Annotated in this window: 11 protein-coding genes; 8 read left to right on the plus strand and 3 right to left on the minus strand. The window is 62.9% G+C overall.

The features are described from left to right. Nucleotides 1-87: 87 nt before the first annotated feature. From FFI94_RS24740 to FFI94_RS24765, 6 genes are all read left to right on the plus strand, one after another. Nucleotides 88-1,080 (plus strand): NAD-dependent epimerase/dehydratase family protein, encoded by a 993-nt coding sequence (locus FFI94_RS24740; protein WP_138870141.1) that lies wholly within the window; start codon nt 88-90, stop codon nt 1,078-1,080. 51 nt (nt 1,081-1,131) lie between these two features. After that, a complete protein-coding gene (locus FFI94_RS24745) occupies nt 1,132-2,334 on the plus strand; it encodes a hypothetical protein (protein WP_138870142.1) in 1,203 nt (400 codons plus the stop codon). Between the two features lie 96 nt (nt 2,335-2,430). Beyond that, nucleotides 2,431-4,446: a glycosyltransferase family 2 protein gene (locus FFI94_RS24750; protein WP_260684295.1), complete on the plus strand. Its 2,016-nt coding sequence runs from the start codon at nt 2,431-2,433 to the stop codon at nt 4,444-4,446. Continuing rightward, nucleotides 4,443-6,728 (plus strand): hypothetical protein, encoded by a 2,286-nt coding sequence (locus FFI94_RS24755; RefSeq protein ID WP_260684297.1) that lies wholly within the window; start codon nt 4,443-4,445, stop codon nt 6,726-6,728. The genes FFI94_RS24750 and FFI94_RS24755 overlap by 4 nt, the downstream gene beginning before the upstream one ends. After that, nucleotides 6,725-6,922, plus strand: coding sequence for a hypothetical protein (locus tag FFI94_RS24760; RefSeq protein WP_033231638.1), 198 nt, complete (start codon nt 6,725-6,727; stop codon nt 6,920-6,922). Before FFI94_RS24755 ends, FFI94_RS24760 begins: the two co-directional genes overlap by 4 nt. Beyond that, nucleotides 6,919-7,824 (plus strand): family 16 glycosylhydrolase, encoded by a 906-nt coding sequence (locus FFI94_RS24765; protein WP_138870143.1) that lies wholly within the window; start codon nt 6,919-6,921, stop codon nt 7,822-7,824. Before FFI94_RS24760 ends, FFI94_RS24765 begins: the two co-directional genes overlap by 4 nt. Here FFI94_RS24765 and FFI94_RS24770 read toward each other — a convergent pair. Together FFI94_RS24770 and FFI94_RS24775 are read right to left on the minus strand one after the other, a co-directional pair. Next, nucleotides 7,809-9,128 (minus strand): lipopolysaccharide biosynthesis protein, encoded by a 1,320-nt coding sequence (locus FFI94_RS24770; RefSeq protein ID WP_138870144.1) that lies wholly within the window; start codon nt 9,126-9,128, stop codon nt 7,809-7,811. The two genes, FFI94_RS24765 and FFI94_RS24770, sit on opposite strands and share 16 nt — an antisense overlap. Continuing rightward, nucleotides 9,125-9,931, minus strand: a complete 807-nt coding sequence (locus tag FFI94_RS24775; protein ID WP_260684520.1) for a glycosyltransferase family 2 protein — start codon at nt 9,929-9,931, stop codon at nt 9,125-9,127. The genes FFI94_RS24770 and FFI94_RS24775 overlap by 4 nt, the downstream gene beginning before the upstream one ends. 310 nt (nt 9,932-10,241) lie before the next feature. Here FFI94_RS24775 and FFI94_RS24780 point away from each other — a divergent pair, with 310 nt between their 5' ends. Beyond that, nucleotides 10,242-11,429: a 4-hydroxybenzoate 3-monooxygenase gene (locus FFI94_RS24780; protein ID WP_138870146.1), complete on the plus strand. Its 1,188-nt coding sequence runs from the start codon at nt 10,242-10,244 to the stop codon at nt 11,427-11,429. Between the two features lie 15 nt (nt 11,430-11,444). Here the strand turns inward: FFI94_RS24780 and FFI94_RS24785 are convergent, their stop codons facing one another. Further along, complete coding sequence (locus FFI94_RS24785) at nt 11,445-12,191, minus strand: arylamine N-acetyltransferase (RefSeq protein ID WP_185993313.1); 747 nt, start codon at nt 12,189-12,191, stop codon at nt 11,445-11,447. 173 nt (nt 12,192-12,364) lie between these two features. Between FFI94_RS24785 and FFI94_RS24790 the strand changes: the two genes are divergently transcribed. Next, entirely contained in the window at nt 12,365-13,201 is an 837-nt protein-coding gene (locus FFI94_RS24790) for a 2-amino-3,7-dideoxy-D-threo-hept-6-ulosonate synthase (RefSeq protein WP_260684303.1), read from the plus strand. Nucleotides 13,202-13,222 lie beyond the last annotated feature (21 nt).

The raw sequence follows: 13,222 nt of genomic DNA on the forward strand, positions 1-13,222 counted from the left end.
CGACCAGCAGAACGGGCGTAGATTCCCGTTTTCGGACACGATTGCCTAGACTCCCAAAAGAAATCAAAAGTAAGGGAAGGCAAACCTGTGCGCACGGCGGTAACCGGAGGAGCAGGATTCATCGGCTCGACGCTTGTGGATCGCTTGCGCCAGGACGGTCACCAAGTACTCGTCATCGACGACCTGAGCCGCGGCCGGGTGAGCAACCTCGACGCCGCGCTCGCAACCGCAGACGTCGACATCGAAGTTCTCGACATCCGGGACGACAAAATCGGCCCGTTGTTCCAGACATTTGCTCCCGAAGTTGTGTTCCATCTCGCCGCACAGATCGACGTGCGGCACAGCGTCGCCGACCCGATCCACGACGCCGACGCCAACATCCTCGGCACTGTGAAAATCGGATCCGCGGCGATCGCGGCCCATGCACGCAAGATCGTGTTCATGTCTTCCGGCGGTTCCATCTACGGATCACCTGAGCACTTGCCGGTATCGGAACAGGCTCCCGTCAACCCACTCTCGCCCTACGCGTGCAGCAAGGTCAGCGCCGAAAACTACCTCAACTGCTTCCGTCAACTCCACGGCTTGGATTGCTCGCACATCGCCCCGGCCAACGTGTACGGACCCCGCCAGGATCCGCACGGCGAGGCCGGCGTCGTCGCCATCTTCGCCCGCGAAATGCTTTCGGGCGGAAAAACTTTCCTGTTCGGCGACGGCGGCAATACTCGGGATTACGTCTTCGTCGAGGACGTCGTGACGGCCCTGATCGCAGCATCGAGCACCGCGGGCTCCGGACAACGCTTCAATATCGGAACGGGAGTGGAGACCTCCGACCGCGAACTGCACGCACTGCTCGCGCAGGCCACCGGTGCCACGGCAGAACCCACCTGGATGCCCGCACGGCTCGGGGATGTTCGCCGGTCCGCTCTCGATGCCGGCCTGGCGCGCACAGAATTGGGCTGGACCCCGTTGACATCGCTGCCGGAGGGGATCGCCCGCACAGTCGACTACTTCCGGACACTTGATACAACCTCGTCCGATACAGCACCGTCATCAAACACAGCACCGTCGACGCTCGTCTGAAAAATGCCGCCATCTCCCAAAGCATCTCTTCGCGTCAGTCATCTGGACGTGATGCACAGTCGTACACGGATCACGTCCGTCATCGGTCCCGTACATCTTCCTGACGACGCCACCATCGCCGCTCGACTTCGCACGATGGCCGAAGCGGGTCCACACACGCGGCTCGGCCTCAGGCCGTCGGCACACGACAATCGGTGGACATTCGATCCCGAATCGTGCGCCCCAGAAGTAGTTCGGCTCGATCCGCCGACTTCCCCGATGGAACTGCTCGACTCGGCGTCACAGGTCTCGCAGGTTTCGCGGGAGGACCGTCCCACCACCGTCACCGTGGCCGGAAACTACCTGCGCACCGACCACAACCACGGCCTCGGCGAAGTCGCCCTGACACTCATGATGAACGAGGTCATCCTCGGCATGATCGACCCTGCCGATCCACGAGTATGGCAACCGTCGCGTGCCTCGCGCTCGGGGATCACCACTGCGGCTCTGCGCACCTACGGTTCGGATCCTCGACGTGCGTGGGCGCTGCGTCGCTCGCTCGATCGGACGCCTCGTCCTGTGCCGTCCGGGCCGGTGGAACCGTGGACACCCGACCGCACTGCTGCCGTGGTCACCACCGATCCCGACACAGTTCGGTCCTTGCGCACGTGGCGAGATCAGAATCTTCCGTCGGTGTCGATGTATGCCCTGACCGCTTCGGTTCTGCACCGCGCGCTGGCGGACGCCGGACTCACGATCAACCCCGTTGCAACAGTGACGCTCGATGCGCGTCGTTACCTTCCGGCAGGTCGAGTTCCGTTGGGAAACTTCGTCTCCGGACTCGAATTCGATCTGGGCGCGAACCCCACCCCAAGTCGCATCAACGAGGTCACGTCCGATGCTGTAGCAGCGGGGCGGCCGGTTGCGAACCTGGCCTTGAACACGATGCGGACCCGAATCGGATTGCGAATCAACAATTCCGGCGCATATCCGATCAGTCGACCACAAGATCCTCAGGCCCAGCTGCTGTTTTCGAGCATCGGTCCGGTGCCTCGACAGAATCAGGTCCCGTGGCTCGCCGGCGCATCGCCGTTCTACTCGGCGCACAACGACCCGGTCGGCCCAGAGGGCATAACCCTCACCTGGGCGATCGTGGAAGGTGCGGTCGCGACGACGGCGTCGTTCCACGGAAACGTGTTTCCGCAGGCCGCGGTGACGGCGGCTCTGGAGTGCGCTGCCACCGATCCTTTTGCCTTTCTGTCTTCGGTTAACTGACCCGATGTGCCCTCAGGCCACAGGCGTCGGATAATATAGGTAAGGCTGCCCTTCCCGGGTGGTGTTGCACCCCGCCTAGACCCGTCGGAGTACGTCTTGACAGCGCAGACCCACCTGGTCCCCGGGATCACCGTTCTGATCTGCTGCTACACCCACGACCGTCTGGAACAGCTGTCCACCGGCATTCGCAGCGCCCAGGCACAGCTTCGCCCCGACGAGGACGAACTGATTGTGATCGTGGACCACAACGACGCGCTCCGCGCAGATCTGGTTGCCGCCTTCCCTACCGGCATCACCGTCATCCCCAACGCGGCGACCCCCGGCTTGTCCGGCGCCCGCAACACCGGCGCCCAGGCAGCGCGGACCGAGTTGGTCGTGTTCGTCGACGACGACGCCATGCTGCGCCCCGGGGCCCTCGACAGCGTCCGCGGAGCCTTCTCCGACGCTTCGGTTGTCGCTGTCGGAGGTGCGGTACACGCCAAATGGGAAGCGGGAGCACCACCGTCGTGGTTCCCGGACGAATTCGGGTGGGTCGTGGGCTGCGACTACCGCGGGCTTGCCGCCGACGGCGCCGAGATCCGCAATCCGATCGGCGCCGCCATGGCTGTCCGCCGCGCCGAATTGCAGAAGATCGGCGGTTTCTCCGACCGTCTGGGCCGTGTCGGAACAGTGCCGGCCGGTTGCGAGGAAACCCTCATGGGAATTGAACTACGACAGCAGTTCCCGGGGTCCAAAGTTGTGCGGATCGAGGCTTTTGCCGTCGACCACTTCGTTCCCCGCACCCGTAGCACTCTGCGCTACTTCGTCAGTCGCTGCCGCCACGAGGGCCGATCGAAGGCGGTGCTGTCCGACATGGTGGGCGGCAAAGCCGGACTCGCGGCTGAGCGCAGTTTTGTCATCCGCACCCTGAGCACCGGAGTGTTCCGCTATCTCCGCAGCGCAGTAACGGGCGACGGTATCAGCGCGGTGTCCCGCATTCTTGTCATGATCCTCGGTTTGTTTGTCACAGCGTCAGCCACTGCGGTAGCAGCCATGCGCCAAGGCTCTCGCACCACAAAGTCGGAAGTACAAGTAGCAGTGGAAAAACCGGAAGAAGCACCCGTCACCGCCGACGAATTGATCACCGTCGTGATTCCCACCGTCGGTCGTGATTCGTTGCTCAACACCGTGCGCACGGTGCTGGCTCAGGACCACCGCAATATCGAATTGCTGGTAGTCGACAACCGTCCCCATCGAAGTGAGGCCGCACGGATCTTGGCCGGCATCGACGATCCCCGCCTGTCGATCCTGGAACAGCCCATCCCCGGAGTCTCGGCGGCCCGAAACAAGGGGCATCAGAACGCCAGCGGCCGTATCGTTGCCTTCACCGACGACGACGCAGTCCCCGATCCCGGGTGGATCTCGGGGATTGTCACCAGCTTCCACGCCGACAACACCGGTTCCGTCGGAGTCGTGACCGGCCGCGTGCTCGGTACCGAATCCAACACCCGCGAACAAGCCTGGTTCGAGGAAGCGAAGGTCTTCGACAAGGGCGAGGTAGCAACGCTCTGGGCGATGAACTCTCGCGAGGAGACTGCGCTCGGCACAGACGGCACACTCGGCGAGTACGGTCCCCACGGTCCGTTCTTCCCCTACACGGCGGGTGAGTGTGGATCGGGTAACAACATGGCCTTCCGCGGGGCCGCTCTGCACGCGATCGGCGGATTCGACGAGCGCCTCGGCACCGGCACTCCTACCCACGGCGGTGAGGACCTCGACGCTTTCCGCGCAGCACTCCTCGACGGTTGGGCTATTGCCTACAATCCGAATGCCGTTGTGCGGCACTACCACCGTGACAACATGCCGGAACTTCGGGTGCAAAGTTACGGGTACGGCACCGGCATGGCCGCGTCGTTGACCAAGTTCGTCCTGTCCGGATCACCGCGTCCGATCCTCACGCGCATCCCTCGGGGTATCCACATGCTGATATCGCCGACGTCGACGAAGAACGTCGACTTCCCGTCCGACTGGCCACTGCACCTGCGAGTGCTCGAAGCGCTGGGTTACCTGGCCGGCCCGGTCCTCTTCGTTCGTAGCCACCTGAACGCGCGTCGGGTCGGTGCCGGGCGATGAGCACCGATGTAGACACCGACACAGACATCATCGATCTCCGGCCGGGCAAGCCTGCATCACCGCTCCCCCGCTACGGGTGGAATCCTCGTATCTGCCTGAGAATCGGCGTCGCAGTTGCGGTTGCGATGTTCGTGCTCAACCTGGCCGTGGCAGCCGACATCGCCGACGTCGTGCCCGCACCGATCCGCCTGCTGATCGCGCTGGCCGGTATGACGCTGGTTCCCGGACTGCCCGTTGTTGTTGCACTGCGCATTCCAGGCCGCGCACTCTCCGCTGCCTTGATCGTGTCGGTATCTTTGGCCGTCGCCATCCTGGCCAGTCAGCTGACGATGGTGGCGCAGTGGTGGAGTCCGCTGCGCACTCAGTTCATCTTGGCGCTCCTCGCGCTAGCACTCTGCGCCGCCGCCTCGCGAACGGTGCCGTCCGACTACCGGCTTCCGAGCAGCGACCTTCAACGACTACGAACCTTCGACCGAAGCCGGGCAATCGGTTTCGGCGCACTGCTGATCGCCCTCATCCTGTTCGTGGTCGCCGCCGCGAGGTTGGATGTCACCGCGGCCGGTCACTTCGGCATCATCACCGAAATCGGGCCGATCTACGTGCTCGGGCTGGTAACGCTCTGCGGCACAATTGTGTACACGCTGCGTCGACGCCTGATCGACCACGTGTTGATGGCGGCAAACATCGTCATGCTGATCGTCTACACGACGATGCTCGTGCCGGTCTCCACCGGTGAGACCACCGTGCCGGTCGCGTTTGTACATCGCGGTTTCATCAACATTCTTGCCCAGAGCGGCACCCTCCCCAACTCGATCGACGCGCGATTCAGTTGGGCCGGATTCTTCTCCGCCGGTGCACATCTGATCACTGTCGCCGATGTTCCCGACGCGACCGTGCTGCTTCTGTGGGCGCCGCTCTACATGGGTGCACTACTGGCGTTTCCGCTGTACGCCATCGCGATTGCCATTACCGGCCGAGTTCGGCTCGCCTGGCTGGCAGTCGTGATCTACCAACTCTTCAACTGGTACCAGCAGGATTACTTCGCCCCGCAGGCTGTCGCGACGATCTTCTACACCACCATCCTCGCGACGCTGCTGTGGCAGCTGCGGCGCTCACCTCTGCCGGTAATCGGTTCCGGGATCGGCCGATTCATCGTTTCGGCGCCGCGGCGCACCCCGGGGTTTGTTCCCGGTTTCGATTCACTCCGAACACTCGCGGTGGGCGCGGTGCTACTGCTCCTCATCGTCGCCACCACCGTCAGTCATCAGATCACCCCGATCCTGGTCATCGTCGTCCTCGCATCGTTCTCGTTGTTCGGAGCAACGCGATATCGGACCCTGTGGCTGGCAGCGGGTCTGGTGTTCGCAGCGTGGTTCAGCTACGGCGCCACCGATTTCTGGATCGGTCACCTCCAGTCGATCTTCAGCGAGATCGGGCAGGTTGGCAATTCAGTGGGCCGCGGTGTCAGTGAACGCATCACGGGCGACCCCACGTATCAGCAGATGCAGTACTTGCGCATGGGTGCGTCCGGGCTACTCGCAATGGTGGCTTTTGTAGGTTGGGTGCTCTCTCGCCACCGACGAACCTGGCTCGTAGCCGGAGCAGTTGCCGCAGCTCCCTTCTCGCTTGTCCTGCTGCAAAGCTACGGCGGCGAGATGATCATCCGCTGCTTCGTTCTCGCCTCCCCGGTCCTGGCTCCCTTTGCCGCCATCGCCCTCGCCCATGCCGGCAACCAGATTCGTAAGGCACTGAACCCGGTCTCGTCGGGAAATCACACGCAGCCGAGCAAGACGCGACCGTCGCACTGGGTTGGGGCCGCCGCGGCAACCTTGGCGTTGGTCTCGCTTGGATTGCTCTTGACCACAAACCGCGGACTGAACACCGCATTCGAAGCGTCGACAACCGATCAGGTCACCGTCTCGGACCAGTTCATCGCCGCGGTTCCGCCGTCGACCACGATCATGACCTGGAGCCACGCCTCTCACACCAATGGTGTGCGACGGACCCTGGACCCGCTCGGGCCGCGAATGATGTTCGTCGACAGCTACGACTGCGCCAACGACCTCAGCGGTTGTGCCCTGGCCCGTGACCCGATGTACGTGTACGTCACCAGTCAGGGCATCGGGATGGCGTTGTTGCAGCAGGGAATGACGCAGGAGTATCTCGACGCCGAACTGGCCGCTATCATCGACAGCGGCCTCTACGTTCCGATGATCGAAAAGCCGAGCATCACGATCCTGCGCCGTGTCGACGCACCCGCTATCGAATTCGAGTCCCCATGAGTGTTGCTATCTTCTTCTTTCTGGCCGCGGGCGTTCTCCTGGTCGCCGGCGTGATCCTGCGTGAACGCGAGGTTCCTGCCACGGGCAGCATTGGCCGCGGACACGCCGCCCAACTGATCAGCCTTGCGCTTGCAGTCTGTGTGATCACCGCCGCGACTTTGACTTTCGTACGACTGATCGCAATGGCTGTATGAGCCGTCGACGGCGCCGCACTGCCGGAGCGATCGCGGCGCTCGCCCTCGTCGCGTCATGCACGTCGTGCACGATCGCAACCGATTCACCGGCCGTAAACCCTTGCGCGCCGGAATCGGCACCTGGTGGAAAAGCGCTTCCACAAGGTGACCTGCAAGGGTGGAAGCAGATCTTCAGCGATGATTTCGACGATTGTGATCTCGGATCGAACTGGGGTACATACAGCGGTCAGCCCGGCGGCAATCCGAACAGCACGTGGGACGATTCGATGGTGCAGGTCGACGACGGTCTGCTCAACCTGAATTCGCAACGAACCGATTCGGGATGGATCACCGGTGGGGTATCGAACTATCCGGTCACCCAGCAGTACGGACGCTGGGAGATCCGCATGCGTGCCGACAACAGCGACGACATCTCGTACCACATGCTGCTCTGGCCGCAGAACGAGAAATGGCCACCGGAAATCGATTTCGCGGAAAGCGTCAGCGGCACCCGCGACGAGATGTCCGCCTTCCTGCACTGGGTCGACGACACAGGCAGCAATGACAAAAAGGGTGTATCCACGGGCGGAGATTTCTCCGAGTGGCACACCGTCGGGGTCGAGTGGGGACCGGGCATCGTCCGCTATCTGCTCGACGGCAAGGTCTGGGCCGAAGCACACTCGGAGACAATGGTTCCGGACGTCCCCATGTGGCTCGGCCTGCAAGCCGAGGCCGGAGCGTGCGAACGTCGCGCGGACTGGGGAATGACCCCGTGCGCCGAGGCATCCGAGCAGCGCCCGGACACCGTTGCCGTACAGGTGGACTGGGTCACGGTGTATGCACCGGACTTCGACGAGTTGGAGAAGATGCAGAAATCCGGTTACTACGATCCGTCACCGGACGCCATTCAGTTCACTGACTGAGATTCGCTCCGCATAGCAAGAACCGCACGGGTCAGCGGCACAACAAGGATGACGGCAGACACGGACTCGGCCACGATGTACGCCCAGCCCAAAGCAACAAGTCCGTGGTCCTCGATCAACGCCAGACTGATTCCGAGAATCAGCGCCGCATTACAGATCTGCACTGTGACGGCGAGACGCAAGCGGCGTCGCACTCGGGCAACCGCGGTGTACGCGGCCACGATTGTCGCGGGAATCAGCGCAATCGCTGCAAGGCGGAGCAGCGGAGTCCCCTGCTCCGCGTACGGCTTACCGACGATCTCCAACATCACGGGCGCGATCACCGCAAACAGAAGAACACCACTCAGGGCGACAGCACCGAGTATCGCAAAGAATCGAAGGGTCAGACCGTACAGGCGCGTCGGATCACTACTTGCCGACGCGGCAACATAAGGCCCGAGCAGCATGGTCATCAAGACCAGTACGGCTGTGACCAGGGACCAGGAGATTGCAAAGTACGCGTTGGCGTCGGCACCCATGCGTGAGACGACGATCAACGGGAGTAGAAGTGGCGCAAGCGCACTGACCACGTAGATGCCGTAGGAACCGGCTAGGTAGTTGCCGATCTCCCGTCGAGGTGGCAACTGCGACGCCGCGCTCAAATAGTCGGGAGTACGTAGCCGCCTGGCCACCATCACACCCAGGATGAGTGCGGCAATCAACGCCGGCAGCGTCCACGTCCAGATGATGGTGAGATGTGAAGCGGTGAACGCCAGTGCTGCCGCAAGCACCAGTTTGACGATCGCGTGCGCGACGTTCTTTCCTGCGGCCCAACCGGCTTCGCGGAACGCCACCGCTGTGTGGTCGAGCATGGCAAACGCGGAAAACACCACCACGACCAGCGGGAAAAGCCAGTACTCGAACGGATGGAGAAACATCTCCGACGTCGGGCCAAGCAACAGGAATCCGCCGCCCAGGAGAAGGCCGCCCACCGCGCCGACGGCAAACCCCGCCCCGACCATCGACCTCGAGCGTTGCCCGGCAAGCGGAAGGAACCGTTCGAAGAGACCGCCGATACCGAAGTTGCCGAAAGCCGAAAGCATGGTGGCCGTGGTGATCACCGCCGCGGCAGCACCGACTTCACGGGCCGGGTACAGGCGTCCGAGGATTGCCCAGTAGACAAGACCCACGACACCGGTCAGGAGCGCCGAAACGGTGAGCGCCAAACTGTTTCGCTCGAGGCTGTGGCCCCGTCCCTCGGTACTGGATCCACCTGCAATTGCCGCCTCCGGCGATACGACGGTGTCGCCGGAGGGGGCGGTCACAGTGTCAGTTCGCGGACGTCAGCCTGCGCGGTCTTCTTCTGGATGGTCTTGGTCTCGCGCCAGTGCTGCCATTCCTGACCGATGGTGCGCAGCACTCGCATGCCGTCGCTGTAGGCGTTGAGGTTGCTGCGGCCATGGATTCGAGGGCCCTCGAAGCTGCCGACCTCGACGATGTTGAGGCCGCTCGTCGCAAGCCGGACGTTGATGACGGTCTCGATCTCGAATCCGTCGCCCCACTGTGCGCGCTGGTACTCGACCGGCGCCAGTTCGAGCAACGGGATGTGCTTGCGCCAGAAGGCGTTGTAGCCGTAGCAGAGGTCGGAGAACTTGGTTCGGAAAATGAGGTTGACCAAACCGTTGAGGCCCTTGTTGCCGAAGTTGCGCAACCCGGTGATGTCGGAACTGCCACCGCGACCGACAAACCGGCTTCCCTTGGCGAGGTCCGCCCCGCCGACCAGAGCCTCGACGAAGAAGGGAATCTCAGCGGGATCTGTCGAACCGTCGGCGTCGATGGTGACGATGATGTCGCCGGTCGATGCCTCGAATCCGCAGGCCAGGGCGTTGCCCTTGCCGGAACGGGTCTGCACGACAAATGTTGCATCCGGCCACAATTCACGGGCCACCGCGACGGTGTCGTCGGTGGAATGGCCGTCGACGAAGACGATCTGATCGATATCTGTAGGCATCCGCGACGCAACGAACGGCAAGTTCTTTGCCTCGTTCATGGCCGGGACGATGACGGAGACAGTCGGACGGTTTCCACCCTTACCGGATTCCGGTTCGGACGGTGTCGCTCCGGTGATGTCGGCGGCCGGGCCACCTGTCGGTATCGAAGTACTCACGACGATCGTCTCCACTCATATTTGACAGTCCGATGCCTGGAGAATGTGTGAGCCTCTGACCCACACCCAGACAATGCCCCTCTCCAAGAACTGGATTCGGGAGGTCCTGCAGTTCGTCGAACTGCATGCCTTACAGTAGAAGATAGGCAAGCCTTAGCAAAGCCCTAACGGGCCTGTGTGTCGACTGTCACATAAGATCCGGTGGCCGCAACGCAATCGATCCGGTACTGCGAGAACGAATACGCTCGAAGACAAACAAAGGAACTTACACGTGCACACTCAGGTTGCGATCATCGGTGCCGGACCCGCCGGACTGACTCTCGCCGCTCTGCTTCACCGCCAGGGTATTTCCTCCATTGTTCTCGAGCGTCACGACCGCGCGTACATCGAGACCCGAACCCGAGCCGGCATTCTCGAACAACCCACCGTCGACCTCATGCACGAAATCGGTGTGGGCGACGGAATCACGCGTGAAGGCATGGTTCACAACGGGTTCTACGTTCGATTCGACCGAACCACACATCATCTCGATTTCACCAAGCTCGTCGGCGGTCACGCCACGGTCTATCCGCAGCAGAAGCTGGTTGCCGACCTCGTCGCGGATCGAGTCGGAGGCGGCGAGCCCCTACTGTTCGAAGCCTCGGTGCGTTCGATCGACACAACCACCGACGGCGCCCGCCTGCAGGTCGAGACGCCGGAGGGTCTGATCGAGATCACCGCGGACTTCGTCGCCGGCTGCGACGGATTCCACGGGGTGAGTCGCGCGCACCTTCCCGCCGACTCGGTCCGAGAGTTCGAGAGAACCTATCCTGTTGCGTGGCTCGGCATCCTGGCGCACACCGCCCCCACCACCCCCGAGGGCATGTACTGCGCACACGAGAACGGCATCTCGGTGCACAGCATGCGCGGGCCGAACATCACCCGCCAGTACCTGCAGGTTCCCGCGGATACCGACTTGAGCGACTGGTCTGACGAACGCATCTGGGACGAGCTGACCCTCCGTAGCGCCAGCGATGATTTCCCGGTACTCGAGCGCGGCGAGATCTTCGACAAATCACTGGCCCCGTTGCGCTCGTACGTCTGCGAAACAATGCAACACGGACGGCTTTTCCTGCTCGGCGACGCCGCCCACATCGTTCCCCCTACCGGCGCAAAGGGTCTCAATCTTGCAGTGTCCGACGCCTGCACGCTGTCCTACGCACTCGGTGCGCATTACCTGACCGGCGAACGCGAGCATCTCGACGCGTATTCGAGCACGTGCCTCCCCCGAATCTGGAAGGCGCAGCACTTCTCCGCAATGCTCACCGAAACCCTGCACTCGCTGTCGGAAGATCCGCTGGATTGGCAGCTGCGACGCGCTCGCCTGACCAGGTGGGTGGAGTCGGAGCACGAGCAGTCCGCACTGGGCGAGGTCTACCTGGGCTTGCCCTTCCCCAGCCCCTGGCAGTTCCCGGCATAACAGGGATCAGGTTTTTCAGAATCGAATCGGCCGCGGAAGTTCGGGCAACCGGATGCCGAACTCCGCGGCTAGTACGGCAAGCGCTTCGTCGTCGTCCAGTTCGCGAGCACTGCGCAGCGCTCCGTCCGTGACGGCGAGCTGGTATTGCTCATCAGGTTTGCAGGAGAGGGTCTTTCGCACGCTACCCGCCGTCAGGGAGCACACGATTCCGCTGGTGAAACGGGCTAGCGGGGAGGTGCTGTGCCACCACGCCATTGCCGCAAAATCCGAGAGCGGCTGCGGCGCAGCGTCCGTGAGGTACGCGGCACCGGAAGGAAAGCGCACGTCCCATCCGGCGACTGCGCCGGCGTCGATCTGGTGCACTATCGCGTCGCCGCCGAACCCGACGTCGACCAACCACGTCTCGCCGGCGAAGCCGACCACGATCGCGACGTGGCCCAGTGGGAGCCCCGGCCCATTCGGCGTGACGACCGATGCGCCGACCAGCTGTGCATCGAATCCGAGTGTGCGCAGAGCGTGGGCGAGCAGGCCGTTGAGTTCGTAGCAGATTCCGCCTCGCTCACGACCGAGGAGCTTCTCCTCGATCGCGGCTACCGAGACCTCCACCGGACGCTTGCGGTGAATATCGAGATTCTCGAACGGAATTCGGGCCAGCTGGGCGTCGGCGATCCGTCGCAGCAGAGAAGCGTCGACGGGACTTGTCAGGTTATCGTCGGGCAATCCGACACGTCGGAGATACGACTGCATGACCGAATCCGGCATCACATCACTCTCACGACGCATCTGTCGCATTCGTGGTGCTACCGAGGGCATTTGTGGTGTAGATCGCAGTGTTACCTCTACCCCGCTTGAATCCATTTGTGTAGCCTACCCTAATATTGCGGAGGCACTCGAGAACGTCAGCCGCACGTTCGATGCCCGATTGGAGAACCTCGGTGTTCACATCACCCAACTATGCGACGTCGCAGTCCTCGGGCGGTAAGTCCATCCGACTCTCCCGGATCAGCGATTACGCTACCGGGCGCACCCTCGTCGTGCCGCTCGACCACTCGGTCACCATCGGGCCGCTCGGCAAGGCAGACCACGCCAACTCGCTGGTCCGCACTCTGGCGCAGGCAGGCACCAATGCAGTAGTTCTCCATCGCGGCCGCGCCAAACACGTCGACCCGGCCCACTTCGCGCGCATGGGATTGATCGTCCATCTCTCCGCCGGGACCACCCGCAGCATGGATCTCGACTCGAAGGTGCTCGTCGGTGGCGTCGAGGACGCACTGCGCATCGGCGCCGACGCGGTCAGCGTCCACGTCAACATCGGATCATCCACCGAACGCGAGCAACTCCTGGATTTCGGCAAGGTCTCCCATGAATGCGAAGTGCTCGGAGTTCCTTTGCTGGCCATGATGTATGCGCGTGGCCCCCTTCGTGGTGATCTCCCCTCGGATCCCGCAGAACTGATGCACCTGGCCGCGATCGCCACCGATCTCGGGGCGGATCTGGTCAAGCTCGACTACAGCGGCACCCCCGAATCCATGCGTGAGGTTGCCGAGTCCTGCCCACTGCCCATCTGCGTCGCGGGCGGCCCGCCCCTCGAAGACGTCGACGCGCACGCACTCGAACTCGGCGCCGAAATTCTGAGCTCAGGTGTCGCCGGGTTGAGCTTCGGCCGTAATGTATTCGAGGCACGCAATCCGTTCGCGGTGGCCTCGGCGTTGGCCCGGATGATGCACTCCCCACAGGAATCTGCGTCCCGGTCCGAACTCGAGATCGCCTGATCTTCAGGTTTCACCACCTCG

The sequence above is a fragment of the Rhodococcus sp. KBS0724 genome (assembly GCF_005938745.2).
GTDB lineage: Bacteria > Actinomycetota > Actinomycetes > Mycobacteriales > Mycobacteriaceae > Rhodococcus_F.